This is a genomic window from Actinomadura sp. NPDC048394, assembly GCF_040651755.1.
GTDB classification, from domain to species: domain Bacteria; phylum Actinomycetota; class Actinomycetes; order Streptosporangiales; family Streptosporangiaceae; genus Spirillospora; species Spirillospora montaniterrae.
On sequence record NZ_JBEZJL010000038.1, the window covers coordinates 64,173 to 89,583 of the forward strand.

24 protein-coding genes are annotated in these 25,411 nt (G+C 74.5%); 14 read left to right on the plus strand and 10 right to left on the minus strand.

All coding sequences use genetic code 11. From position 1 onward, the window contains the following. The first annotated feature begins 7 nt into the window (after nt 1–7). From AB0C78_RS27080 to AB0C78_RS27090, 3 genes are read left to right on the plus strand one after another with little or no spacing between them, the layout of a single operon-like run. Nucleotides 8–1,315, plus strand: coding sequence for an MCE family protein (locus tag AB0C78_RS27080; protein WP_360752888.1), 1,308 nt, complete (start codon nt 8–10; stop codon nt 1,313–1,315). A gap of 11 nt (nt 1,316–1,326) precedes the next feature. After that, complete coding sequence (locus AB0C78_RS27085) at nt 1,327–2,118, plus strand: hypothetical protein (RefSeq protein WP_360752891.1); 792 nt, start codon at nt 1,327–1,329, stop codon at nt 2,116–2,118. A gap of 43 nt (nt 2,119–2,161) precedes the next feature. Next, nucleotides 2,162–2,545: a group 1 truncated hemoglobin gene (locus tag AB0C78_RS27090; RefSeq protein WP_360752894.1), complete on the plus strand. Its 384-nt coding sequence runs from the start codon at nt 2,162–2,164 to the stop codon at nt 2,543–2,545. Nucleotides 2,546–2,601: 56 nt separating this feature from the next. Here the strand turns inward: AB0C78_RS27090 and AB0C78_RS27095 are convergent, their stop codons facing one another. Next, entirely contained in the window at nt 2,602–3,093 is a 492-nt protein-coding gene (locus AB0C78_RS27095; RefSeq protein ID WP_360752896.1) for a hypothetical protein, read from the minus strand. A gap of 120 nt (nt 3,094–3,213) precedes the next feature. On the opposite strand from AB0C78_RS27095, the gene AB0C78_RS27100 reads away from it, so the two are divergent. Genes AB0C78_RS27100 through AB0C78_RS27110 form a run of 3 tightly spaced genes read left to right on the plus strand, consistent with a single transcriptional unit; the run spans nt 3,214 to nt 9,484 of the window. Then, nucleotides 3,214–4,776, plus strand: a complete 1,563-nt coding sequence (locus tag AB0C78_RS27100) for a GMC family oxidoreductase (RefSeq protein WP_360752899.1) — start codon at nt 3,214–3,216, stop codon at nt 4,774–4,776. A gap of 35 nt (nt 4,777–4,811) precedes the next feature. Next, complete coding sequence (locus AB0C78_RS27105; RefSeq protein WP_360752901.1) at nt 4,812–6,230, plus strand: aldehyde dehydrogenase family protein; 1,419 nt, start codon at nt 4,812–4,814, stop codon at nt 6,228–6,230. 53 nt (nt 6,231–6,283) lie between these two features. Beyond that, nucleotides 6,284–9,484: a DUF4132 domain-containing protein gene (locus AB0C78_RS27110; RefSeq protein ID WP_360752903.1), complete on the plus strand. Its 3,201-nt coding sequence runs from the start codon at nt 6,284–6,286 to the stop codon at nt 9,482–9,484. A gap of 79 nt (nt 9,485–9,563) precedes the next feature. Here the strand turns inward: AB0C78_RS27110 and AB0C78_RS27115 are convergent, their stop codons facing one another. Both AB0C78_RS27115 and AB0C78_RS27120 read right to left on the minus strand, forming a co-directional pair. Next, nucleotides 9,564–10,397 carry a helix-turn-helix domain-containing protein gene (locus AB0C78_RS27115; protein ID WP_360752906.1) on the minus strand — a complete coding sequence of 278 codons (834 nt, stop codon included), beginning with the start codon at nt 10,395–10,397 and terminating at the stop codon, nt 9,564–9,566. A 23-nt stretch (nt 10,398–10,420) separates the two neighbouring features. Continuing rightward, complete coding sequence (locus AB0C78_RS27120) at nt 10,421–11,245, minus strand: alpha/beta hydrolase (RefSeq protein ID WP_360752909.1); 825 nt, start codon at nt 11,243–11,245, stop codon at nt 10,421–10,423. Between the two features lie 170 nt (nt 11,246–11,415). Between AB0C78_RS27120 and AB0C78_RS27125 the strand changes: the two genes are divergently transcribed. Next, nucleotides 11,416–12,702, plus strand: coding sequence for a protein kinase (locus AB0C78_RS27125; protein ID WP_360752912.1), 1,287 nt, complete (start codon nt 11,416–11,418; stop codon nt 12,700–12,702). Between the two features lie 14 nt (nt 12,703–12,716). Here the strand turns inward: AB0C78_RS27125 and AB0C78_RS27130 are convergent, their stop codons facing one another. Both AB0C78_RS27130 and AB0C78_RS27135 read right to left on the minus strand, forming a co-directional pair. Further along, complete coding sequence (locus AB0C78_RS27130; protein WP_360752914.1) at nt 12,717–13,139, minus strand: nuclear transport factor 2 family protein; 423 nt, start codon at nt 13,137–13,139, stop codon at nt 12,717–12,719. After that, nucleotides 13,136–13,969: an alpha/beta hydrolase gene (locus tag AB0C78_RS27135; protein WP_360752916.1), complete on the minus strand. Its 834-nt coding sequence runs from the start codon at nt 13,967–13,969 to the stop codon at nt 13,136–13,138. The genes AB0C78_RS27130 and AB0C78_RS27135 overlap by 4 nt, the downstream gene beginning before the upstream one ends. Before the next feature lie 55 nt (nt 13,970–14,024). Between AB0C78_RS27135 and AB0C78_RS27140 the strand changes: the two genes are divergently transcribed. From AB0C78_RS27140 to AB0C78_RS27160, 5 genes are all read left to right on the plus strand, one after another. Next, nucleotides 14,025–14,642, plus strand: coding sequence for a TetR/AcrR family transcriptional regulator (locus tag AB0C78_RS27140; protein ID WP_151538709.1), 618 nt, complete (start codon nt 14,025–14,027; stop codon nt 14,640–14,642). A 138-nt stretch (nt 14,643–14,780) separates the two neighbouring features. Then, nucleotides 14,781–15,998: a PP2C family protein-serine/threonine phosphatase gene (locus AB0C78_RS27145; RefSeq protein WP_360752919.1), complete on the plus strand. Its 1,218-nt coding sequence runs from the start codon at nt 14,781–14,783 to the stop codon at nt 15,996–15,998. A 64-nt stretch (nt 15,999–16,062) separates the two neighbouring features. Next, complete coding sequence (locus AB0C78_RS27150) at nt 16,063–16,815, plus strand: SDR family oxidoreductase (protein WP_360752921.1); 753 nt, start codon at nt 16,063–16,065, stop codon at nt 16,813–16,815. A gap of 52 nt (nt 16,816–16,867) precedes the next feature. Continuing rightward, nucleotides 16,868–17,737, plus strand: coding sequence for an alpha/beta hydrolase (locus AB0C78_RS27155; protein WP_360752924.1), 870 nt, complete (start codon nt 16,868–16,870; stop codon nt 17,735–17,737). A gap of 85 nt (nt 17,738–17,822) precedes the next feature. Beyond that, on the plus strand, nt 17,823–18,476 hold the full coding sequence (locus tag AB0C78_RS27160; protein ID WP_360752927.1) for a hypothetical protein: 654 nt from the start codon (nt 17,823–17,825) through the stop codon (nt 18,474–18,476). 31 nt (nt 18,477–18,507) lie between these two features. On the opposite strand, the gene AB0C78_RS27165 is transcribed toward AB0C78_RS27160, so the two are convergent. From AB0C78_RS27165 to AB0C78_RS27175, 3 genes are all read right to left on the minus strand, one after another. Next, on the minus strand, nt 18,508–19,668 hold the full coding sequence (locus tag AB0C78_RS27165; protein ID WP_360752930.1) for an FAD-dependent oxidoreductase: 1,161 nt from the start codon (nt 19,666–19,668) through the stop codon (nt 18,508–18,510). A gap of 67 nt (nt 19,669–19,735) precedes the next feature. Beyond that, nucleotides 19,736–20,608 carry an RNA polymerase sigma factor SigJ gene (gene sigJ, locus AB0C78_RS27170; protein WP_360752933.1) on the minus strand — a complete coding sequence of 291 codons (873 nt, stop codon included), beginning with the start codon at nt 20,606–20,608 and terminating at the stop codon, nt 19,736–19,738. Nucleotides 20,609–20,651: 43 nt separating this feature from the next. Next, entirely contained in the window at nt 20,652–21,563 is a 912-nt protein-coding gene (locus AB0C78_RS27175) for an alpha/beta hydrolase (protein ID WP_360752936.1), read from the minus strand. A 100-nt stretch (nt 21,564–21,663) separates the two neighbouring features. Here AB0C78_RS27175 and AB0C78_RS27180 point away from each other — a divergent pair, with 100 nt between their 5' ends. Further along, complete coding sequence (locus AB0C78_RS27180) at nt 21,664–22,062, plus strand: helix-turn-helix domain-containing protein (protein WP_360752938.1); 399 nt, start codon at nt 21,664–21,666, stop codon at nt 22,060–22,062. A gap of 37 nt (nt 22,063–22,099) precedes the next feature. Further along, the gene (locus AB0C78_RS27185; RefSeq protein ID WP_360752941.1) at nt 22,100–22,945 is read left to right on the plus strand and encodes a helix-turn-helix transcriptional regulator; all 846 of its coding nucleotides are present in this window, start codon (nt 22,100–22,102) and stop codon (nt 22,943–22,945) included. A gap of 10 nt (nt 22,946–22,955) precedes the next feature. On the opposite strand, the gene AB0C78_RS27190 is transcribed toward AB0C78_RS27185, so the two are convergent. After that, entirely contained in the window at nt 22,956–24,425 is a 1,470-nt protein-coding gene (locus tag AB0C78_RS27190; protein ID WP_360752944.1) for an MFS transporter, read from the minus strand. Between the two features lie 104 nt (nt 24,426–24,529). After that, nucleotides 24,530–25,219: a GPR1/FUN34/YaaH family transporter gene (locus AB0C78_RS27195; protein ID WP_360752947.1), complete on the minus strand. Its 690-nt coding sequence runs from the start codon at nt 25,217–25,219 to the stop codon at nt 24,530–24,532. Nucleotides 25,220–25,411 lie beyond the last annotated feature (192 nt).

Consider the following 25,411-nt stretch of genomic DNA (forward strand, 5'->3'; position numbering starts at 1 on the left):
ACCGCCGTTGAAGCTCCCGCAGGTCAAGCAGCCGCGGATCGTCGTCAATCTCGTCTTCTTCGCGCTGCTCGGCGCGCTCCTCGCGGTCTGGGCCGTCCGCAACATCATCACCGTCGACGCCCTGGAGCGGCCCTTCCCGGTGACCGCCGACTTCGCCTCCTCACCCGGCCTGCACAGCGACCTGGAGGTCACCCACCTCGGCGTCAAGGTCGGGCGCGTCGGCGGCGTGACACTGCGCAACGGCCACGTCGAGGTCCGCATCGAGATGGACCGCGGCGTCCACGTCCCGGCGGGCGCGGGCGCGCAGGTGCTCCGCAAGTCCGCGATCGGCGAGCCCTACATCGAACTGACCTCGCCGAAGACGCCGGGCGGGGGATACCTCAAGGCCGGCGACCACATCCCCCTCGCCCGGACGTCCGGCACCACCGACTACAAGCAGCTGTTCACCGGGCTCAGCGACACGCTCAAGGCCGTCGACCCGCGCGACGCGCGGACCCTGTTCCACGAGGCGGCGACCGGACTCCAGGGCCGCGGCACCGCGCTCCACGACATGATCGGCGACACCGACCGGCTCACCGCGACGCTCGCCGCCGAGGCCCCCACGCTCGACGCCCTCGCCACGCAGCTCACCCAGCTCACCGGCACCCTCACCCGGCACCGCTACCAGCTGGTCTCCGGCGTCAACGACCTCGCCGCGTTCACCGCGACGATGCGCCAGGCGCGCCAGGACCTCGACAGCGTCCTGGCGCAGGGGCCCGGCACCCTCGGCGACCTCGACGCGCTCCTGGAGTCCGCCCGGCCCGGCCTGGACTGCCTGCTGTCGGCGGCCGCCGTCCCGACCGCGCCGGTCTTCGACGCCGCCAACCAGGCCAAGATCAACCACGTCCTGCGGATGGTCCCGACGCTCCAGGCGCTGGTATCGGACGTCCGGGTCAAGGAAGGCAAGGGCAGCGCCCTGCGCACCACCGCGGTGATCACCGTGGCGGGCCCGCCGCAGGCCGCCGAGTACGCCACCCCGACGCCCAAGCCCAACGCGCCGGCCCTCGCCCTCTGCCCCGCGACCGCCGGGAAGGGCTCCGCGAAGTCCGGCGGTGAGCCGCGCTCCGGGAGCGGCCCGGTCGCGAAGGCTCCCGCGCGGGATCGGACGCCCGCCGCGCTCGCGACCCGTCCGGTCAGCGCGGACGGCGACCGCCGCTCCCCGCTGTCGCGCGCACTGCCCCTGCTGCCGCCCGCGCTCGCCGCTGTGGTGGTGCTGGCCGTCGCCGCCAACGTCGCCAGGACGCTCGTGCGCCGCCGATCCGGCGCCCGCCGATGAATGGAGGACCAGTGAAGACCGACACCACCGAGGACATCCGCTCGCCGTCCGCCGAAGAGACCGACACCGAAGGCACCGCTGCCGACGCCGAAGAGACCGACGCCGAAGAGACCGAAAGCGAAGAGACCGACGCCGAAGAGACCGGCAGCGAAGAGTCGAAGGCCGAAGAGACCGAGGCCGACGAGGCGGCCGCGCCCGAAGGCCGGGCGGGGCGGCGCGGGCGGATCGCCGGCCTGCTGACCGGGCAGGTCGCCGCCAGGCTCCTCGTCGTCGCGGTCCTGATCGCCTCGATCGTCACCGCCGGCCTGCAGTGGCACCGGGCGGACAAGGCCGACACCCGCGAGGACGTGCGGCGGCAGGTCGGCGACAGCGCGGGCAGGTTCGGGCAGGCGCTGCTCAGCTACGACCACACCCGGCTCCAGGCCGCCCGCAACAGGGTGCTGTCCCTGGCGTCGGACGACTTCGCCAAGACCTACGACCAGGCCTTCACCGGCGGGCTCGAAGGCATCATCACCAAGCTCAAGGCGGACGCGTCCGCCACCGTCCGCACTGTCTACATCGGCGACGTCGACGGGAGCAACGCCCGCGCCGTCGTCGTGATGGACAGCGAGGTGCACAGCACCGCCGGGACCCGCAGCGTCCTCGGCTCCTACCTCGACATGAAGCTCGCCCGCAGCCACGGGACCTGGAAGGTCACCGAGGTCACCTCGATCGGCGCGGCCAACGAGAGCATGACCGACCCCGACGGCAAGCAGCAGACGACCCCCACGCAGCCGGAGCCGTCGACGTCGCCCGGCGGGTGACGCGGCGCCGCCCTCGAACCATCCGACCAGCACGGAGGACGACATGAGCATTTACGAGTCGATCGGCGGCGAGGCGGCCCTGACCGCCGTGGTGGACGACCTCTACGACCGGATCCTCGCCGACGCCGCGCTGAACGCGTTCTTCACCGGCATGAACCTCGGCAAGGTGAAGGGCCGGCAGGTCGAGTTCTTCGCGCAGGCGCTCGGCGGCCCGGCGGTGTACGGGGGCCGGACGATGAAGGACGTCCATCGCGGGCTCGGGATCGAGCGCGACCATTTCGACCGGGTGGCCGGGCACCTGGTGGCGTCGCTCGCCGCGGCGGGCGTCCCGGAGGCGACCATCGCCGAGATCGCGGCCGTGGTGATGCCTTTGGCGGACGACATCGTGTCCGGCGAGAAGGCTCTGAAGACGGTCGCGCCGGAGTGACGGCCCGCGCGGCGGCTTAGCCCCGGCTCAGCCTCGGCCAGGGCCGCCGCTCTCCGCTAGCGGGATTCCTTGTACTGGGCTAGGAGGGCTTCGAGGCTGCTCACCATGAAGGTGTAGTACTCGTGCATCTGGCGGAGCCGTTCGCGCTGGCGTCCGGGCAGGCCGGTGCTGCGCGCGTGCGCGCTCTCGGCCAGTGCGAGCAGTTCGGCCGTCGCGTCCAGCTGGTGCTGGAGGCAGCCGGCCCAGGCGTCGTCGCGCCATTCGTAGACGTAGTGGCGGGAGCCGGGCTGCTTGAACCGCCGGACGGTCCCGTTCTCCACCAGCAGGCGCGTCATCTCCGACATCGAGCCCTTGCTGGCGTCCAGCGCCGCCTGCAACTCCGCCATGGTCATGGGGGCGTCGCCGAGCATCAGGACGGCCGCGGTGCGTCCGGCCATCGGGGGCCAGCCCATCGCGCGGCCGATGTGCCGGCCGAAGTCGTCGATCAGGGCGTTCGCGTCGCCGGTGGCATCGTCGCAGGCGAGGCTCGACACGGCCGGAGCTCCCATCGATCAGAAGAAAACGAAAGTTCACTCTTGACTGAACTTTCCTCAAGGAGGCAGTCTACCGCCCAGCAGCGGTCCGGACATCCGCGGATCCGCGCTCCCGCCGAACGCAGGAGGTTCGCCGTGAGGGACACGGGCTGGGACGTCATCGTCGTGGGGGCGGGGTCCGCCGGCGCGGCCCTCGCCGCACGCTCGGCCGAGCGCGGCAAGCGCGTCCTGCTCCTTGAGGCTGGGCCCGACTACAGGTCCGCGCAGATGCACGAGGCGTGGCGCTCGCCGAACCCGGCGCGCGCGCTGATGGACCCGGCCGCCGTCGCCGGGCTGGTCTGGGACGGCGTCAACGCGTCCCGGACGGACGCGCAGCCGCAGGCGCCCTACTGGCGCGGACGCGGCGCGGGCGGCAGCTCGTCGGTCAACGGGCAGATCGCGATCCGCCCGCCGATGGAGGACTTCGCGGACTGGGCCGCCGCCGGATGCGCCGGCTGGTCGCCCGAGGACGTCCTGCCGTACTTCGCGCGGCTGGAGGACGACGAGGAGTTCGGCGACGAGCCCTACCACGGGCGCGGCGGCCCGACCCCGATCTTCCGGATGCCGCGGGAGCGGTGGGGCGGCGTCGACGGCGCGCTTGCCGCGGCGGCGCGGGCCGCCGGGCACGCCTGGGCCCCGGACGTGAACGCGCCCGGTGCGGCCGGCGTCTCGCCGTACCCGATCAACTCGCGGGCCGGGCGCCGGGTCACCGTCAACGACGGCTACCTCGAACCGGCCCGGTCGCTGCCCGGGCTCACCGTCCGCGGTGACTCCCTGGTGGACCGCGTCGTGTTCGAGGGCGACCGGGCCGTCGGCGTCCGCGTCGTCACCGGCGGCACGGCCGTGACGGAGCACGCCGACGAGATCGTCCTCAGCGCCGGAGTGATCCACTCGCCCGCGATCCTGCTGCGGTCGGGCATCGGCCCGGCCGCGGACCTGCGCCGCCTCGGCGTCGAGGTGCGGGCCGACCTGCCCGTCGGCCGCGGCCTGCAGGACCATCCGATGATCGTCGTCGGGCTGCCGCTGACCGCGGAGGCCGCGGTCAAGACGGCCGACGACCGCCACACCAACGTCTGCGTCCGCTACAGCAGCGGCACCCCCGGGCTCGCCCACGACATGATGTTCGTGTCGCTGAACATGAACGTGCTGGCGATGGAGAGCGCCGACACACGGTTCCCGTCGGGCGGCTTCGGCGTGTGGCTGAACCAGACCCTTTCGCGCGGGGTGCTGACGCTGGCGTCCGCCGACCCGCAGGTACAGCCCGAGGTCCGGGAACGGATGCTGTCGGACGAGCGCGACCTGGCGCGCCTGCGCGACGGCGTCCGCGCCCTGGTCGAGCTGGCGCGCGGCTCCGAGGCCGCCGCCGTCGTGAACGGGTCGGTCGAGGCCGTCAACGGCCGGCTGTTCGCGGTCCTGGACGACGACGCGAAGCTCGGCGACCACCTGCTGGCCACCGCGGTCGACGCCCAGCACGGCACCAGCACCTGCCGGATGGGGTCGGAGGACGACGAGTCGGCGGTGGTGGATCCGGCGTGCCGCGTCCGCGGGTTCGCGGGGCTGCGCGTGGTGGACGCCTCGATCTTCCCGTCCGTCCCGCGGGCCAACACGAACCTGGCGTCGATCATGGCCGGCGAGCTCATGGCCGACCGCCTCGCCTGACCCCCGGACGCAGCAGAGCGGCAAGGAGCACCCCAGTGAAGACCCTGCAGAACCTGATCGGCGGACGCTCGGCCGCCACCCGCGGCGACGCGTTCCACGAGGTGGTCGACCCGGCGACCGGGGAGGCCGTCGCCCGCTGCCCCAGCGGCTCCCCGGAGGACGTCCGGCTGGCCGTGGACGCGGCCGCGCAGGCGCAGCCGGCCTGGGCGGCGCTGCCCGTCGCCGAGCGGGCGGCGCGGCTGACCCGGTGGGCGGACGCGGTCGCCGAGCACGCCACCGAGCTCGCGGAGATCGAGTGCGCCGAGATGGGCAAGCCCGTCGCGCTCGGCACGACCTTCATCGCCGGCGCGGCGCTCGCGTTCAAGGCCGCCGTGGCCGAGGCCCTCGACTACCCGTTCGAGGAGACGGTCGCCGGGCCGGGCGGCGGCACCACCGCGATCCTGCGCGAACCGGTCGGCGTCGCGGCGGTCATCGTCCCGTGGAACTTCCCGGTGCCGATGACGCTCGGCGCGCTCGGTCCGCTGCTCGCCGCCGGGAACACCGTCGTGGTCAAGCCGTCCGAGCGGTCCCCGATGTCGGCGGTGCGGCTGCTCGAGCTGGCCGGCCTGCCGCCCGGCGTGGTGAACCTCGTGCACGGCGACTCCCGGGCCGGCGTGCCGCTGGTCGCGGACGAGCGGGTCGGGCTCGTCCACTTCACCGGCTCCGTCGAGGCGGGCCGCCAGGTCGGCGCCGAGACCGGCGGACGGCTGAACCGCGCCATCCTCGAACTCGGCGGGAAGGACCCGGTGGTCGTCGACGCCGGCGTGGACCCGGCCGCCACCGCCGCGGCCGTCGCGTTCGGCGCGTTCGCCAACTCGGGCCAGATCTGCACGTCCATGGAGCGCATCTACGTGCACCGGGACATCGCCGACGCGTTCATCGACGCGCTCGTGGACGCCGCCGCGACCTACACCCTCGGTGACGGCCGCGACGAGACGACGGTGCTGGGCCCCCTCGTCGACCGGCGGCAGCGCGAGATCGTGGAACGGCACGTCGCCGACGCCGTCGAGCGCGGCGCGACCGTCCGCATCGGAGGGACGACGCCCGAGGGCAAGGGCTTCTTCTACCCCGCGACCGTGCTCACCGGCGTGGACGACTCCATGCTCGTGATGACCGAGGAGACCTTCGGCCCGCTCGCCCCGGTCGCGGTCGTCGACTCCTTCGAGGAGGGCCTGGCCAGGGCCGCCAGGACGCGGTTCGGCCTCGCCGCCACCGTCTACACCGACGACCCCGCGCACATGACAGCGGCGCGGTCCATCCCGGCCGGGGTCATCTGGGTGAACCAGTGGCAGGGCGGCGGTCCCGAGCGCCTGTACGAACCGGCGGGCGACAGCGGCATGGGCGCCACCGGGTCCAGGGCCGCCTACGACGCGGCCACCCGTCCCGTCTCGATCCACACCGCGCCCGTCGCGTGACGGCCGGCGCCGCGGCGAGGTCTTGTCAGGGGTAGGGCCTACGGTTCGGCGGCATGGACGAAGGGATCTTGGTCATTCCGCCGGCGTGGCGGCGCCGGGTGCATCCGCGGCGGGGCGGGACGCCCGGTACGGCGCTGAGGCTCGACCCCGCGGCGGGCGAGGAGCTGCGCGAGAAGATCCGGGCGCAGGCGGGCGACGTCGACGAGACGCTCGGGAACCCGAAGAGCGATCCCGGGCTGGTCGCGGCGGCGCGGCGCTACCTGGACGGGGAGGACGACCCGCTCGGCGCCGCGGTGGCCGGGCAGATCGCCGTCCGCCACGAGGACTGGCGGCACGAACCGCACACGCGGCTCGTGGACGCCTGGTGCGCCGAGCGCGGCGCCGCGTTCGCCGCTGCGGCCGTCGCGGGCATCAGCCGCGCCGAGCCCGCGTGGCAGTGGATCGAGCAGGGCGTCAGGAGCGAGGCGTGGGTCCGGCTGCGGGACCCCGTGGCGCGGTACGGCCACTGGTGGGGGACGCGGGGCGCCCTGCGGCGGATGCGCGCCGTCCTCGCGGTGGCGGATGACGCCGAGTACGAGCGGGCGGTGGAGCGGCTGGGGGAGTGCCGCGAGAACGTGCTGCTGCGGCTCGTGACCGCCTACCTCGTGCCGACCCGCCAGGACTGGGTGGACGAGGTGCTCGCGGAGTTCGGCGGATCGGGGGACTACCGGTACTCCTGGATGCTGTGGTGCTCCATCGGGTCCGCCGCGCAGCTGCCGTTGCTCGGCGCGCTGGACTGGCACGCGACGAACGCCGACCTCCTGACCACCGCCGTGGACGGCGTGGGCGCCGCGCTCGCGCCGCTCCTGGCCGAGGCCCACGACTCCGCTCACAACGCCAAGGCCCGCAAGAACACGGCCGAGACACTGGCGATCCTGCCGACCGACGAGGCGTTCCAAGCGCTCCTGGACCGCGCCGGCAAGGAACGCGTCAGGCCCGCGCTGGCGGCGGCGATGAAGCGGTTCCCCGAGCGGGCGGCACGGCTGCTCAAGGACGCGGCGGCCGCGACCGGCAAGGCCGCCGCCGTCGCGACCGAACTGCTGGACGAGCACCTGACGGCCCACCCCGGCCTGGCCGGCGGGAAGACGGCGGCGTCGCTGATCCCCGACGCGGCGGCGCGCGAGGTCCCCGCGTCGCTGGCGAACCCGCCGTGGAAGCGCCGGCGCCGCGAACGCGAGGCCGTGGTGGTCGACGGGCTCGTCCCGCCGGACGGTGCCGCCGTGCGATGGGAGCCGGGCGAGCGGGAGGCGTGGTCCGCGGCGACGCACTGGTGGAGCCGGGACGCATGGGCCGCCAGGATCGCCGACTACCGGGCCGGGCGCCTCGCCCACTGGGAGATCCAGACCATGTTCACCGAAGGGCCCGAGGACCTGGTGCGGCCCCTGTTCGCCGAGTGGGCGGCCGGCGAGCCGCCGGTCGGGTGGGGGTTGAAGGCCATCGCCGCCCGCTACGAGCTCGCCGCCGTCCCGCTGCTGGTCAGGGCGGTCGCCGGACGGCCCGCGCCGGACGGGGACGTCCTGCTGCCGTTCCTCACCCCGGAGATCGCCGGGCTCATGGCGGACTGGGCGCTGCGGCTGAAGTCCGGGCGTCCCATCGCGCACGCATGGCTCGCGCGGCACGGGCTCGCCGCCGCGCGGCAGCTGATCCCGGCCGCCCTGGGCCCGGTCGGGCAGGGGCGCCAGGCCGCCGAGTCGGCGCTCCTGCACATCGCCGGGAACGAGGGCGGCGAGGCACTCGTCGAGGCTGCGCGCGCCTTCGGGAACGAGGCCGCCGCCGGGATCGCCGGCCTGCTGACCGCCGGCCCGCTGGAGCTGGCTTCGGTCCGGGCGCCGAAGATCGGTGACTGGGCCGACCCGGCGCTGCTGCCGCAGGTCCTGATGGACGGCCGGGACCGGGCGCTGCCCCGGGCCGCGACCCGCGACCTGCTGCGGACGCTCGCGCTCGAACGGCCCGGCGGTGGCCGCCCCGACCTGGCCGACGTCGTCCGGGCCTGCGACCCGGAGTCGCTCGCCGCGTTCTCCTGGGCGGTGTTCGAGCGGTGGGAGGCGGCCGGGCATCCCGCCAGGGACGGCTGGGCGCTCACCCAGCTCGGCCTCATCGGCGCCGACGAGGCCGCCCGCCGCCTCGCCCCGCTGATCCGCGCGTGGCCCGGCCAGAGCCGCCACCGCAACGCCGCCGCCGGGCTCGACGTCCTCGCCGAGATCGGCACCGACGTCGCGCTCATGCATCTGCACGGCATCTCTCAGAAGCAGCGGTTCAAAGCGCTCCGGGACCGGGCACGGGAGAAGATCGACCAGATCGCCGGCGCGCTGGGCCTCAGCCAGGAGGAGCTCGAAGACCGCCTCGTCCCGGACTTCGGGCTCGACGCCGGCGGCGGCCTCGTCCTCGACTACGGCCCGCGCCGCTTCACCGTCGGCTTCGACGAGCAGCTGAGACCGTTCGTCCTGGACGAGTCCGGCCGGCCGCGCAAGGCCCTGCCCAAACCCGCGGCCAAGGACGACCCTCGGCTGGCGCCCGCCGCGTACGCGCGGTTCGCGGCGCTGCGCAAGGACGTCCGCGCGGTGGCGGCCGGGCAGGTGCGGCGGCTGGAGGACGCGATGGTCGCCCGCCGGTCCTGGTCCCGCGCCGACTTCGAGCGGCTCCTGGTCCGCCACCCGCTGCTCGGCCACCTCGCCCGCCGCCTGGTCTGGCTCACCGGCGACGGGACGGCCTTCCGGGTCGCCGAGGACGGCACCTACGCCGACTCCGCCGACGACGCCCGCACCCTCCCGGACGCCGCGCGGGTCCGCGTCGCGCACCGTCTCGACCTGAGCGCGGACGACCTCGCCGCCTGGGGTGAGGTGTTCGCCGACTACGAGATCGCCCAGCCGTTCCGGCAACTCGACCGGCCCGTCCACACCCTCACCCGCGAGGAACGGGAGACCGGGCGGCTCGCCCGGTTCGAAGGGGTGAAAGTCCCGGTCGGGACCCTCCTCGGCCTCGAACGGCGCGGATGGGAGCACGAGGTTCCGGCGGACGCCGGGATCGTCGACGGGATGACGCGCCGGCTTCCCGGCGGCGCCACCGTCGCGCTCGGCTTCGAGCCCGCGGTCGCGATCGGCCACCGCGACCCCGCCGAGATCGTCACCATCGGCGGCGTCCAGGTGTCCGGCGACCTCGACGCGATCACCGCCTCCGAACTGCTCGCCCAGCTCACCGCGGCGACAGGCGGCTGACTCCGGTTCCGCGCCGGCGGCCCTGCCGGCGCGCCGGCCTCGTCGCCGCGCCGGTCTCGTCAGCGCGCCGGCGGTCTCGTCAGCGCGCCGGCCAGGCCACGTCGTCGATCGCGAGCCACGGCGCGGCGGCCACGGCCGCCGGGGTCAGCCCGCTGAACGTCCTGACCTCCCGGTTCAGGTGGGACTGGTCGACGTAGCCGCTCCGCGCGGCGACGTCGGCGGCCGGATGCCCCGCCGCGAGCAGGTGGGCGGCATGGTCGAAGCGCACCAGCTGCGCGGCGCGCTTCGGGGTGGTGCCGAGCTGGGCCCGGAACCGCGACCACAGGCGCTTGCGGGTCCAGCCGACCTCGTCCGCCAGGCCGTCGACCCGCACCCGGCCCCGTCCGGCGAACGCCCGCCGCCACACGTGCGCCACCTCCGGGTCGACGCGCCGCCCGGCGTCCGGCCGCCGGCGGAGCAGGAGGCCGGCCGCGATGGCGAACCGCTCGTCCCACGACGCGGCGGCGCGCAGCCTGTCCTCGGCCCGCGCGGCGTCCCGGCCCCAGACGTCTTCGAGGGGCACCACCGTCCCCGTGAGCTCGGCCGCTTCGCCGAGGACCGCGGCCGCGGCGACCGGCCCCAGCCGGATCTGGAGGCACGCGCCCACCCGGCCGCCCGTCCGGACGTCGCCGGGGAGGAGCCCGGCGACGAAGCTCCCGCGCCGCCGCCGGCCGTGGGCGCTGTACGCGAGGCCGTCCGTCTCGCTCAGGTCGATGAACAGGGTGACGGACGGGTGCGCGACCATGGCGATGTCGGCGACCGCGGGGACGCGCTGCCGGAACCCGGCCATGCTGATCCCGGGCAGGCGGTCCGCCGGGCGCGGCACGGCGATGTCCACCCGCGCCCAGTCCGGCGGCGGCCCCGTTTCGAGCATGTGACCAGTCTAGGTTTCCGGGTTCACCGGCCGAGCGGCCCGCGGTTCGCCGCCGTGAAGTCCAGGAGCAGCTCGGTGGTCGCGTCGGGCGCTTCAAGGACGGGCAGGTGCCCGACGCCCGGCAGAATTTCGACCCGCGCGTTCGGCACCGCGTCGTACTGGCGGGCCGACGCCGGGTCCCAGCGGCGGTCGCCGTCCCCGAAGATCACCAGCACGGGCGCGTCGAGGTCGGCGAGGCGTTCGGGCACGGTCCGCTCGGCGATGTACGCGGAGTTGCGCCGCAGCACCGTCCTCATCGTGCGGTAGGAGATGGTCTGGACGCCGGCGACGAGTTCGTCCGGGATGTCCACCGGGCCGGCGGCGGTCGCGCCGATCCCGCGCCGGATCATCGTGGCCGAACGCCTCCGCCACAGCAGCGCGCCGAGCGGCGGCGCCAGCAGGATCCGGATCGCGAACGGCTGCGGCAGGACCGCGCCGGGGCTCGGGCCGCTGCTGATCAGCACGAGCGGGCCCGCGAGGTCGGGACGCCGCTCGGCGAGCGCGGTCGCGACGTAGCCGCCGCTGGAGTGCCCGGCCACGGCGACGCGGCGGAGGCCGAGCCCGTCCAGCAGCGCGGCGACACGGTCCGCCTGGTCGGGGACGTCGTACGAGGGCGCGGGCGGCGACTGGCCGCAGCCGGGCAGGTCGACCCGGATGACGTGATGATGGCCGGCGAGCGCCGGGACCATCGGGTTCCAGGTGCCGCCCGAGGCCCCCGATCCGTGGATGAGCAGCAGCGGCGGCGCCTGCCGCGGCCCGTGGTGGACCACGTGCATCCCGCACGAGAGGTGACCGTCATGCTCGCTCATGGGGACACCGTGCACGGGCGCGGGGCCGCCTGTATTGGACGAATGTTCCCGCGAGCACGGGAACCGGCGGGACGCGGGCGGGAGGACGAACCGGCGCGGCGCGGCGTAGGCTGTGCGCCGCCGCGGCGACGCGGGTCCGGGTGGCGAGCAGCGGGAGGGTGACGGGGCCGATGCCCGCGACGGTCACGTTGGAGGTCACCGCCGGCGCGCTGCGCGGCCGCGCGTTCGTCTTCGACGAGCGCACCACCTGCGTCATCGGCCGGTCCCCGGACTGCTCGCCGCGCGTCCCCGACGACCGCGAGCACCGCACGATCTCCCGGCACCACTGCCTGCTCGACATCAACCCGCCCGACCTGCGCGTCCGCGACTTCGGCAGCCTGAACGGCACCTACGTCAACGGGGAGAAGATCGGCCAGCGGGACAAGGGCCTCACGCCCGAGGAGGCGAAGGCGCTGTCCTATCCGGAGCGGGACCTGGCCGACGGGGACACGATCACGCTCGGCGAGACGGTGTTCCGGGTGCGGATCGAGGTCCCGCCGTCCTGCGGGTCCTGCGGCGCCGAGCTGCCGGACGGCGCCGACGCGGGCGTCCCGTGCGCGGACTGCCGCCGCGCCGCGCCGGCGCGTCCTGCACGGAGCCCGGTGCCGCTCGACGGGTTCACGGTGCTGGAGGAGCTGGGACGCGGCGGGATGGGCGCGGTCTACCTGGCGCGCGACGAGCGCACCGGCGACCAGGTCGCGCTGAAGGTGATGCTGCCCAAGGCGGCGGCCGGCCGGACGGCGCGCGAGCGGTTCCTGCGCGAGGCCGAGGTCACCCGCGGCCTCCGGCATCCGAACATCGCGTCGCTGCACGAGATCGGCGTTGACGGCGACGGGTTCTTCTTCACCATGGAGTACTGCTCCGGCGGCAGCCTGGACCGGCTGGCGGCCCGGCACGGCGGCGTCCTGCCGGTGGACGAGGCGGTCCCGCTGATGCTGGAGGTGCTGGACGGCCTGGGGCACGCGCACGGCGAGGGCATCGTCCACCGCGACCTCAGCCCGCACAACATCCTGCTGGCGGGCGACGGCACCGCGAAGGTCAGCGACTTCGGCCTGGCGAAGGCGTTCGACCAAGCCGGGCTCAGCGGCCTCACCCGCACCGGGGCCGCCGCCGGCAAGCCGATGTTCATGCCCCGCCAGCAGGTGATCAACTTCAAGTACGCCCGGCCCGAGGTCGACCTGTGGGCGGCCGGGGCCTGCCTGTACTGGCTGCTCACCGGCCGGTACCCGCGCGACTTCCCGCGCGGGCGCGACCCCTGGCAGATCGTCCTGCAGGACCGTCCCGTCCCGCTGCGGAAGCGCGACCCGGCCCTGCCCCGGGCGCTGGCGGACGTGGTGGACGAGGCCGTCCAGGATCGGCCCGCCCTCGCGTTCACCGACGCCGCCGACCTGCGCCGCGCCCTCACCGACGCCCTCTGACGCCCCTGCCTTCCCTAGGAGATGCGGCTGCGGATGAGACGGGGCCAGGCCGAGGGGCGGCGCAGTCCGGTGAGCAGGAGCGGCAGCGGGTCGGAGAAGGACCTGCGCGTCCGGATGGCGCCGTCGGCGAGGGTGAACCGGTCGCAGACGTCGAACTCGGCCGGCTTGCGGCCGAGCGTCACCGTGCAGGTGGACTCGATGTAGACGGTGTCCCCCTGGACGGCGCTGCCGACGACCCTGAGCGACGCGTCGGGGAACAGGGCGAACAGCTTGCGGAACATGTCCTCGATGGCGGCGATGCCGCGGGCGTCGGGGAACATGGGCTGGACGAACGTCGCGTCCGGCGCGATGACCGGGCGGAAGTGGTCGAGGAACGCGTCGGGCTTGGGCAGCGCCCAGCCGGCGGCGAACACGGCGGGGAGCTCGCCGGGGGTCATCGGACGCCCTGCCCGGCCAGGAAGCCGCCGAGGAGTTCGGCGAGCCGTGCGGGCTGGTCGTGCGGCACGAAGGTCCCCGACCCGCCGACCACTTCGAGGCGTCCGCGGGGGAAGGCGTCGGCCAGCCGCCGGCCGAGCGCCACGGGGAACAGCCGGTCGTGCTCGGCCGAGACGACCAGGACCGGCCGGTCGTAGCTGGCGAAGGTGCGGGCGGCGGCGAGGGTCTGCGCGTTGGACGACCCCGTCATCAGCTTGGTGATGTCGCGGCGGACGCCGGGGTCGGCGGCGAGCGGCGCGGTCCAGTGCGAGACCGAGCCGGGGCGGTGCTCCATGACGGCGCCGAACCCGAGCCGGGACCGGGCGATGGCCGGGACGCTCATCGCGGCGGCCATCGACCGCACCACGCCGGGGACCGCGGCCAGGCGGAACAGCCACCGGTAGATCCCGGGCGGGAAGACCTCGAAGGCGTCGCAGGCCACCAGTGCCAGCGCGGCGACGCGGTCCGGGTGCGCGGCCGTGACCAGCTGCGCGACGACGCCGCCGCTGTCGTTGCCGGCGAGGACGGCGCTGCTCTCGCCCAGCAGGTCCAGGACCTCGACGACCAGGTCGGCGAGGCCGGGCGGGGACAGGTCGGCGTCGGGCCGCATCGGCGCGCGGTGCGCGCCGAACGGCCAGTCGACGGTGATGCACCGGTGCCGTCCGGCGAGCTCGGCGACCACGGGGGACCAGACGTCCGGCCCGGCGAGGAAGCCCTGCAGGAAGAGCACGGCGGGCCCGGTCCCGGTGCCCGTCCGCCAGTAGCGCAGCGGGCCCCGTGACGTCTCCAGCACGTTCTGACCTTCAGTCGAGAACTGACTCATAGTCAGTAACTGTAGCCTGGTCGGCATGACCGTCAAGGGCCGGAGGGCCGAATACAGGGAACTGACCCGGACCGCGGTGCTCGACGCGGCCGCGGCGCTCTTCGCCGCGCAGGGGTTCACCGCGACCACCATCGACGACGTCGCCGGCGCCGCCCGCGTGAGCAAGGGCACGGTCTACTACCACTTCACCGACAAGGCCCACCTGTTCGAGGCCGTGTTCCGCGACCGCCAGCGGCACCTCGTCGAGGCCGTCGCCGCCGCGGCCCTGCGGCATGACCGGCCCTGGCCCCGCCTCACCGCCGCCCTGGACGCCTACCTCGACGGGACCGTCACCGACGCCGCGCACCGCGCGCTGCTCCAGCAGGCCCCCACCGCCCTGGGCGCCGAGCGCTGCCGCGAGCTGGACGAGCAGCTGGGGCTGCCCGCGGTCCAGGCGCTCATGGACGACCTGGCGGCCGCCGGAGAGCTGACGGTGGAGCCCGGCCCGATGCTGACGCGCCTGCTGTTCAGCGCGCTGTGCGAGGCGGCCATGACCGCCGGCGCCGCCCCCGACCCGGACGAGGCCCGCCGCGCCGCGGCCGACGCCCTCCGCGCGATCATGACCGGCCTGCGCCGGGAGCCGCCCGCCGCCCACCACGAGTGACGTCAAGGGCCGGTCGGTCACCGCTTCGGGATTGGTCAAGGAAGGCGCGTTCGCGGGTCGGACCCGGCGCCCGAGGGCAGGGTCCGTGTCACCGACGACCGATCCGCCGGAGCGACGCACCACGACCCGGGGGCATGCATGGAGGCGGTTGCCAGCCACCGGCAGGAGAGGACCCTGCTCCTGTTGCTGGAGGAGATGCACTTCGTGTCGCCGGACCGGCTGCCGTCGCTGTTCAACGCCCACGCGGCCGATCTGGGCGTCCGGGCGATCACCATCTACCTGGCCGACCTCCGCCAGAACACCCTGGTCTCCCTGCCGGAGGGGCCCGACCAGCCGTCCCTGCGGCTGGGCGTGGACGACACCGAGGCCGGCCGCACCTACCGCACCGGCCAGCTGCAGGCCGCCGAGCACCGCGCCGGCGGCCTCCAGCTGTGGCTGCCGATGAACGACGGGATGGACCGCATCGGCGTCCTGGAGGTGCGGACCGACACGCTCGACCAGGCCACGATGCAGGTCTGCCGGACCCTGGCCTCGCTGCTGGCCCTGGCCGTGATCGGGAAGGGCGGCCACAGCGACGCCTACTCGCGGCTGCAGCGCAGCGCGCCGCTGAAGCTCGAGGCGGAGATGGCGTGGGCGTACATGCCGCCCCGCACGATGGGGACCGACCAGGTCACCTCCAGCGCGGTCCTCGAGCCCGCCTACGACCTCGGCGGCGACGCGTTCGACCACTCGCTGATCGACGGGGAGCTGCACATCACCGTCCTGGACTCCATGGGCCACGACCTGCTGTCGGGGCTGACCTCCACGGTCGCCATGGCCAGCTGCCGGAACGTGCGCCGCAGCAGCAGCGGGTCGCTGCAGGAGATCGTCACGACCGTCGACCAGAACCTCGCCGCCTGGTTCCCCGACCGGTTCCTCACCGGCGTCTTCGCCCATCTGAACCTGTCCAGCGGCACGCTGACCTGGATCAACTGCGGCCACCCGACGCCGCTGCTGCTGCGCGACCAGAACCTCGTGCCGAACGCGCTGGACCGCGAACCGCAGCTGCCGCTCGGCCCGGCCCACCAGCTGACCGGCGACCCCGGCGAGCACACCTGGCGGGTCGACGCCGTCCAGCTCCAGCCCGGTGACCGGGTCCTGCTCTACACCGACGGCGTCACCGAGGCCGAGGCGCCCGACGGCACGCGCTTCGGCCAGGAGCGCTTCGCCGACTTCATCATCCGCGCCATCGCCGCCGGCGAGCCCGCCCCCGAGGCCCTGCGCCGCCTGGTCAACAACATCCTCGCCTACCAGGACGGCCACCTCTCCGACGACGCCACCATCCTGGTGTTCGAATGGCACCCCACCCGGACCTGAGTCTCCCGGCTCGCCCGATGAACGGGCGGCGAAGAACGTCACCGGAACGGAAGGGAAGCCCGGCATGAAGATCGTGGTCATCGGCGGCACCGGCCTGATCGGCTCGAAGGTCGTGACGAAGCTCGGCGAGCAGGGGCATGAGGCGGTGCCGGCCTCCCCGAACACGGGCGTGAACACGCTCACCGGCGAGGGGCTCGACGAGGCGCTGGCGGGCGCGGACGTGGTGGTCGACGTGTCGAACTCCCCGTCCTTCGAGGACGCGGCGGTGCTCGACTTCTTCCGGACCTCGACCGGCAACCTGCTCGCGGCGGAGCGGAAGGCCGGGGTGGGGCACCACGTCGCGCTGTCGGTGGTGGGCACCGAGGAGCGGCCCGACGTCGGCTACTTCCGTGCGAAGCTCGCCCAGGAGAAGCTGATCGAGGAATCGGGCATCCCGTTCTCGCTCGTGCACGCCACGCAGTTCTTCGAGTTCGCCCACCAGATCGCCGACGCCGCCACCGACGGCGGCACGGTCCGGATGGCGCCAGTGCTGTTCCAGCCGATCGCGGGGGAGGAGGTCGCCCAGGCGGTCGCGAAGGCCGCGGTGGGAGCGCCGCTGAACGGGCGGGCCGAGATCGCCGGCCCCGAGCGCTTCCGGATGGACGCGTTCTTCCGCGAGGCCCTGGCCGCGTGGGGCGACCCGCGCGAGGTCGTCACCGATCAGAACGCGCAGTACTACGGCAGCGTCATGCGCGAGCCGGACCTCGTGCCGGCCGACGGCGCGACCCTCGGCGAGGTCAGATACACCGACTGGCTCGCGGCCAATCCCGCCGAGTAGCGCCGCGTTCTCGGGGCGATGAGTTTCGGATGCACCGCAAGTCGGTACGGGCATGAAGACCCACACCCTCGTGACCCCCGAGGCCGACCTCGTCTACGACGTCCGGGGGCCGCTGCCGCCCTCGGACGGCCGCCCGCCGCTGGTCATGATCGGCCAGCCCATGGACGCCGGCGGGTTCGCCGACCTGGCGTCCCACCTCACCGAGCGCACGGTGGTCACCTACGACCCGCGCGGTCTGGGCCGCAGCACCCGCAAGGACGGCAGGACCGATCACGACCCGGAGACCCAGGCCGCGGACGTGCACGCGCTCATCAAGGCGCTGGGCGCGGGCCCCGTCGAGATGTTCGCCAGCAGCGGCGGCGCGGTGACCGCGCTCGCCCTCGTCGCCGCCCACCCCGACGACGTGGCCACGCTGGTGGCGCACGAGCCGCCGCTCCTCCCGTTGCTGCCCGACGCGGCTGCCGCCGAGCGCGCGCGGACCGCCATCCGGGACGTCTACGAGGCCAAGGGAGCGGGTGCGGGCATGGCGGCCTTCATCGCGATGACCTCCTGGCAGGGCGAGTTCACCGACGGCTACTTCGCCGCGCCCGCGCCCGACCCCGCGCAGTTCGGGCTGCCGGCGGAGGACGACGGCTCCCGCGGCGACCCCCTCCTCTCGGACGTGTCGTGGGCGGTCAGCGGCTACCGGCCCGACATCGAGGCGCTGACCGCCGCGCCGACGCGGATCGTGATCGCGGTGGGGGAGGAGTCGCGGGGCACCGTCACCGCGCGCACCTCGGAGGCGGCGGCCGACCTGCTCGGGCAGCGGGCAACGGTGTTCCCGAGCCACCATGGCGGCTTCGTGGGCGGTCAGCACGGCTTCGCCGGGCAGCCGGAGGCCTTCGCGCGCAGGCTCCGCGACGTCCTCGCCGGCGCCGCCTGACGAACCGGCGCCGTCCGGCGGGACGGTCCGCCGGCGGCTCGCCGCGGAGGTTGCCGGTCCTCCACGGCAGTGCGATCATCCGCCGATGACCGACGGCGGCGGGATCCAGGGGATCGGCGCGAGGGCGCTGCGGCACGTCTACTGGATCGGCGGCGGGTCGGGCGCGGGGAAGTCGACCATCGCCCGCCGCCTCGCGGAGCGGCACGGTTTCCGGTTGTACGCGACCGACGCCGTCATGGGGGACCACACGGCCCGGACCACGCCCGGCGACAGCCCGTTCCTGAGCGAGTTCAAGGCCATGGACATGGACGAGCGGTGGGTGAACCGGACGCCGGAGACCATGCTCGAGACGTTCCACTGGTTCCGCGGCGAGGCCTTCGAGCTGATCGTCGAGGATCTGCTGCGCCTGCCGGAGGAGCCGTGCGTGATCGTCGAGGGTTTCCGGCTGCTGCCGCACCTGGTCGCGCCGCTCCTCGACGTCCCCGGGCGGGCCGTCTGGCTCCTCCCGACGCCCGAGTTCCGCCGGGCCGCGCTCGACAGCAGGGGCTCGACGTGGGACATCGCCCGCCGGACCGGCGATCCGGAGCGGGCGCTGCGCAACCTCCTCGAACGCGACCGGATGTTCACCGAGCGCCTCCGGGAGGAGACGAGGTCTCTGGGCCTGTGCGGCATCGAGGTCGACGTCGGCATGACCGAGGACGAGCTGGCGGGCCGGGTGTCGGCGGCGCTCGGCCTGTGAGCGCGGGCCCGGCCCGCCTGGACCGCCGGGCTCATGCGGCGGGGACCGTCCCTTCGCGCGGAAAGAACGGGATCTCCAGATGGACGTGGTCGGCGGCGGCGAGGATCTCCGCGCCGTCGTCGACCGGCGGGTGGATGTGGTCGTTGATCCACTTCTTGACCGCCGCGCCCTCGGCGCCCGCGGCCATCACCGTCCGCTCCCAGCCCCGGGTGAAGACCGCGCCGGCGCCGCCGAGGTCGAGGCAGGTGACGTACGGGCCGGGCGTGAAGTCGCGCAGCGGCGCGCCGAGCAGGTCGGCGGCCGCGTTGTAACCGGCGACCTTGCCGAGCGGGACCGCGTGCTGGCACGCCTGCATGACCGTGTGCCCGGCGTCGAACGGCGCCGCGGCGGTGTCGCCGGCGGCGAACACCTCGGGAAGGGCGCGCAGCCGCCGGTCCACCGGCACCCGCCCGAGCGGGTCGAGGTCGCCGGAGATCTGCCGGGTGAGACCGCTGGCCCGGAGGCCGACCGACCAGACGACGGCGTCCGCCTCGACCTCGGTCCCGTCGGAGAGGACGGCGCGTCCCTCGCCGACCTGCGTGACCGTCGTGCCGAGGCGGCGTTCGATGCCGAGGTCGTCCAGCGCCGCCTCGATCACCGGACGCGGGCCGGGGCCGAGCTGGTCCCCGACCGCCGGCGCCCGGTCCACCAGCAGCACCCGGCCCCGGGCCGCGAGGGCGGTCGCGGCCTCCAGCCCGACGAACCCGGCGCCGACCACCACGGCGGCGTAGTCCTCGCGGCCGCGCAGGTGATCGGTGAGGCGCCGGGCACCGTCCAGCGTGTCGATGTCGAAGAGCCTCTCGGCGCCCGGCAGGCCGTGCGGCCGGACGAGGGCGCTGCCCGCCGCCAGAACGAGACGGTCGTAGCCGATCTCGCGGCCGCCGGCCACGACCACGCGGCGGCCAGTGTCGATCGTGCTCACCGAGGCCAGAACGTGCTCGACACCGATCGGGCCGAGGACCCTGCGAAGCTCGACCTTCGCCAGGTCCGGCTCGGGTTCGTACAGGCGCGGCCGGAGCACCAGATGCTCGTTCGGCGCGATGAGCGTGACGCGCAGGCCCGCGTCCGCGCCCGCCCGTTCGCGCGCCAGGGCCGCTCCCGCCGCGCTCCACACGCCGGCGAACCCGCCCCCGATGATCACAACGTGCGCCATCGTCCGTCCTCTCGCTCTCGCCCCCGGTGGGATCCGGGGGAGTCGCGAGGGAGACAAGACGGCCGGGTCAGGTGTGACCGGCGCGGGCGAGCTTCTCCGGATTGGCCAGCCTCCGGAACGCGGTGATCCGCCCGCCGGCGACCTCGACGGTGTCGAGCCAGACCAGCGCGCCGCCCTGGTAGGTCGCCAGAGCCGGGTGCCCGTTGGCCTCGACGATCCGGACCGCGTCCGGCCGCCGCATCTCGAGCTGCCTGACCGCGAGCAGGGCGATCCGCTCCGCGCCGTGGACCGGCCTGCGCGCGGCGGTCGCCTTGCCGCCGCCGTCCGCGACGTAGACGGCCTCGGGGTGCAGCACCTTGACGAGCCCGGCCATGTCGCCCGCCTCGGCCGCCGCCTTGAACGCGCGGAGCACCCGCTCGGTCTCGGCCTTGGACGCGCGGGGCCGCTCCCGGACGGCGGCGACCCGCGCCCGCGCCCGGGAGGCGAGCTTCCGGGACGCGGCGGGCGTGCCGCCGAGCACCTCGGCGATCCGCGCGAACGGGAAGTCGAACACGTCGTGCAGCACCAGCGCGACGCGTTCGGCCGGGGTGAGCGTCTCCATGACGACCAGCATCGCGGTGCTCACCGACTCGTCCATGAGCACCCGCGCGGCGGTGTCTGGCCCGGTCAGCAGCGGTTCCGGCAGCCACGGCCCGACGTAGGACTCGCGCCGGACGCGCGCCGACTTCAGCACGTTGTAGGACGTCCGGGCGGCGACGGTGACCAGCCAGGCCCGCAGGTCCCGCACGCCGGACAGGTCCGCGGCGGCGGCGCGCAGCCAGACCTCCTGCGTCACGTCCTCGGCCTCGGCGACGCTGCCGAGGATCCGGTAGGCCGCCCCGAACACCGCCGGACGGTGCGCCTCCCAGCCGTCCCCCGCCATCGTGCCGGTCGGTTCCACCTCGGCCCCCGCTGCCGCTCACATCGCTGATCGGCGTCCGATCCTAGACAACGCGCGACCCGGCCTCCGTGCGCGCCCGGCGGGAACCGTCCGAGTCCAGGAACGGCATCAGGACGGAGAGGAGCTCCTCGGGCCGGTCGAGCGGGATGATGTGGCCGCAGTCCTCGATGAGGTGACCGGTCAGGTCGTCGGAGAGCGGCCGCAGTTGCCGCTCCAGCGCGTCGCCGACGGGCCGCGCGCCGATCGCGAGCGTCGGCATGGTGAGCCGCGACGAGGCGGCGGCGTCCTGGAATTGCCGGGCGCTGGCGGGGGCGGCGCGATAGTGGGCGAACGCACCGCGCAGGGCGTCGCTTCCGGTGTAGGCGCGGACGAAGTCGTCGTGGATGTCGCGCGGAACTCCGCGGCCGCGCGTCCCGGCCGCCAGGAACCAGCCGATGTACTCGGCCTCGTGCCCGGCCAGGACGGTTTCGGCCAGGTCGGGGACGCTGTGGAACCCGAACCACCACGGCGGGCCGTCCGCGAAGAAGTCCTCGGTGCCGGGCAGCGGACCCAGCGTCCCCTCCATCAGCACGAGCCGCCGCACCCGGTGCGGGCGGCGCATGGCGAGCATGAAGGCGGGCGGCACGCCCGCGTCGATGGCGACCACCGTCGCGGACTCCTCCCCGAGGGCGTCGAGGATCCCCTCGGCGTCGGCGGCGAGCCCCGCGGCGTCGTACCCGCCGGCCGCACGGGTGGTCCCGCCGAGTCCCCGCAGGTCGGGCGCGATGACCCGGTGACGCCGGACCAGCTCGGGGACGACCTCCGTCCACACCCGCCAGGTGTGCGGGAAGCCGTGGAGCAGCAGGACGGCCGGTCCGTGCCCGCCGACGGCCACGTTGGCCTCGATGCCGTTGGCGGCCACCCGCCTCGGCGAGACGCCCGGGACGGACCCGCCGGAAGCTGACAAGGACGGCATGGCGCCTCACCTTCGTGGTTACCATTGGTTACCAGGGGAGCCTAAGTGACTCCCGTCCGGGCTGCCAGACGGCACTTCTACGACAGGTGGTGAGCCGCAGGTGACCTCCTCACCGGCCGGTACCGCGAAGGGGACGCGCGGGGACCTGTTCGACCCCGCGTGCCCGACGCGCCGGCTCCTCGACCGCATCGGCACCAAGTGGACGTCCATGGCGGTCAAGGTCCTCGCCGAGGCCGCGCCCGGCGAGCTGCGGTTCGCCGAGCTGCGGCGGCGGATGCCCGGCGTCTCCCAGAAGATGCTGTCGGCGACCCTGCAGAGCCTCGCCCGTGACGGGCTCGTCGCCCGCCGCGTGGAGCCGACCGTGCCGCCCCGCGTCCACTACCGGCTCACCGAGCTGGGCCTTTCCCTCGAAGGCGCGCTCGCGGTCGTGCGCGCGTGGGCGGAGGAGCACATGGCCGAGGTCGACCAAGCCAACGCCGCGCACTCCCCGGCGCCCTAGCTTCCGGGGGATGTGCGGATCTGAGATTGTTTGATCCATGTATCCCGGTTCTGCGCTTGGTGAGTTCCTCCGGTCCCGCCGCGCCCGGCTCCGGCCGGAGGACGTGGGGCTGAGCCCCGGGGTGCGGCACCGGCGCGTGGCCGGGCTGCGCAGGGAGGAGCTGGCGCCGCTCGCCGGGGTCAGCGTGGGGTACTACACGCGGCTGGAGCAGGGGCAGAGCCCGAACGTCTCGGACGAGGTGCTCGACTCCATCGCCCGCGTCCTGCGGCTGGACGACGACGAGCTGGACCACCTGCACCGGCTCGCCCGGGTGGTGCGGGCCCGGGAACGGGTCCGGCCGGAGCGGCTGCGGCCGGGGATCAAGGCGATGGTGGACTCCTTCACCGAGGCGCCCGCGATGGCGGTGGGACGGCGGGGCGACATCCTCGCGTGGAACCGCCTGGCGCACGCGCTCCTGGCCCCGCACTGGGACTTCGACGGCGCGGAGAAGCCGAACTTCATCCGCGTCGACTTCCTGGAGACGGACTTCGCGCGGCGTCTCTATGTCGACTGGGAGCAGAAGGCCCGTGACGACATCGCCTACCTGGAGGGCTCGCTGAGCCGCTTCCCCGGCGACGAGGAGCTGACCGCGCTGGTCGAGGAGCTGCTCGCGCTCAGCCCGGAGTTCCGCGCCCTGTGGACGGAGCACCCGGTGGCGAACTGCGCGACCATCGAGCGCGGCTACCGGCACCCCGAGGTCGGTGTCATGACCCTCACGACCGAGCTGCTGCGGACGCCCGACGACGAGGGCCAGGGCGTGGTGGTGTTCCAGGCGGAACCGGGCTCGCCGTCGAGCGAGCGGTTGCGGCGGCTCGCCTCGCTCGTCGCCGCGACCGCTCGCTGACGGGCACCGATCAGGCGGCCAGGCAACGCTCGGTCGGCTCGCCGGCGGACCGCCCGGCCGCCTGGACGGGACCGGTCCGCCGGAGCAGGACGCCGCCCGCGATCGCGCCGAGCAGCGCGACCGCGCCGGCCGCCAGGAAGGCGGCGTGCAGCCCGCCCAGCGTGGCGAGGGCCTCGGTGGTGGCCGGAGCGAGCGCCTCGGCGCGGGCCGCGGCGATCGCGGTGAGCCCGGCGACGCCGATCGCGCCGACGAAGGTGGGCATCTGGGCGAGGCTGCCCGCGACGCCCTGGTCGGCCGGGTCCAGGCCGGACGTGATGGTCGTGATCGCGGCCACCACGGTCAGGACGTGCCCGAAGCCCATCGTGGCGGACGTGGCCAGCAGCACGGCCAGGCCGCCGTGCGCGGGCAGGGCCGCCATCGCCGCGGTGCCCGCGGCCTGCACGGTCAGGCCGATCGCGATGGTCGCGGCCGTCCCGCGGGCGTTGATCAGCCGGGCGGCGAGGGTGCCGCCGGCCAGGGCCGCGACGCCCTCGCCGAGGAAGCCGAGCCCGGTCCGCAGCGGCGAGTAGCCGAGGACGTCCTGCATGTAGATGCTGAGCAGCAGCGTCGCGCCGCCGCACATGCCGAAGGTGACCAGGCCGACGGCCATGCCCCACTTGACGCTCGCACGGCGCAGCAGGCGTAGAGGGACGAGCGGAGCCGCGTGCCGGGCCTCGACGGCGAGGAAGGAACCGAGCAGGACCGCCGCGCCCAGCAGCGTCGCGAGCGTCGGCGCGCTGCCCCAGCCCGCGTCGCCGCCGGTGGAGATGCCGTAGACCAGGGCGAACAGCCCGCCGCTCGCGAGGACCGCGCCGGGGACGTCGAGCCGGGCCCGGCTCCGTCCGGCCGTCTCGCGGACGACCGCGACCGCGCCGAGCAGGACCAGGGAGCCGATGCCGACCAGGATCAGCATCGTCCACCGCCAGTTCAGCCCGCTGGTGATGAGGCCGCCGCCGATCGTCCCGATGACGAACCCGAGCGACAGCAGCGCGCCGTTGACACCGAGGGCCCGGGTGCGGCGCGGCCCCTCCGGGAAGGCGGCGGTCATCAGCGCGAGCGCGGTCGGTCCGATCATGGCCGCGGCGACGCCCTGCCCGGCGCGCGCCGCGACGAGCGGCCCCGGGCTCGGTGCCAGCGCCGCCGCCAGCGACATCAGGGTGAAGCCGGCCACGCCGGTCATGAACAGCCGGCGCCTGCCGAGCATGTCGGACGCGCGCCCGAACAGCGGCATCAGCGCGGCCGTCGGCAGCAGGCACGCGGTCGCGACCCACTGGAGGGCGGACGCGCCGGAGAAGCCGAGGTCGCGGCCGATCTCCGGCAGGGCGACGGTGATGATCGAGTAGTCCAGGCCGGTCATGAACGTGGCGCCGCACAGCGTGATGAGGATGAGCCAGCCGCGCGGTCCGAGCCGCGCGGTGCTCTGTGAGGTGTCTGTCGCCATGCCCTTGAGACTGCTGCTCGCGGGCAGGGCCAACCAGCGCCCTGCTGAAGGTACATCTGCCAGGTGCAGGCTCATGCCTGGACCGACTCCGCCGGTGTGCGGCTCTACAACTGCTGGCGGACGCCGGCCTCCTGCGTCACGCGCTCGACCTGCTGGCTCAGGTCCCCTTCGAGCGCGGTCCTGGCGGTCCTGCGGCGCGCCACCGGGAGGATCGTCCTGCGCATGGTGTCTTCAAGCAGGAACGCGGTTCCCGCGTAGAGCGCGATCGCGACGATCGGGATGCCGATCCATCCCGACGCGTGCTCCACGGCCGTGCTGCCGTTGATCTCGAAGATCCCGCTGAGCGTGAAGCGGGTCGCCGCCAGGAGCGCGAGCAGGAACAGCAGCGGGCGGGTCCGGACCGACGCGCTGCTCATGGCCAGCAGCATCGCGGCGACGGTGAGCAGGAAGATGCCCAGCATCGCCGAGCGTGCGCCGGGCGGGGACGACCGCATCGTGATCGCGATGGACGCCCACACGGCCCCGAGCATCAGCATGATCGTCCCCAGGCCGCCGTCCCGCGCGGCGAAGGCGATGAGCCCCGTGATGATCTCCAGCGGCGCCACGAAGGCCAGCAGGATGACCGTCAGCGGCCCGGCCTGCGCCTGCGGGACCCACTGCAGTTGCAGCGCCGTGTAGAGGACGGTGCCGACGCCGAACGCGAAGAACGCCAGCGGCGCGCTGCTGGCGATCGGCCGCAGCATCACCCGTACCAGGTCCTCCGGTGGCCCGGAGTCCTTCGCCGAGGAGGTCACGAGTCGCTCGGTACCCGTGCCGCCGCCGATCATTCATCTACCAGGGCCGATGCGGCGCGGAGAGCGCGGGGCGGGACGGATCTTTCCCCGCGCTCGCGTGTGGCGGCGGCCGGATCGGGTGATCGCACAGCTAGTGAACGCACAGGTAGTGAACGCACAGGTAGTGAACGCCTGACGACGCAGCCGACCGCA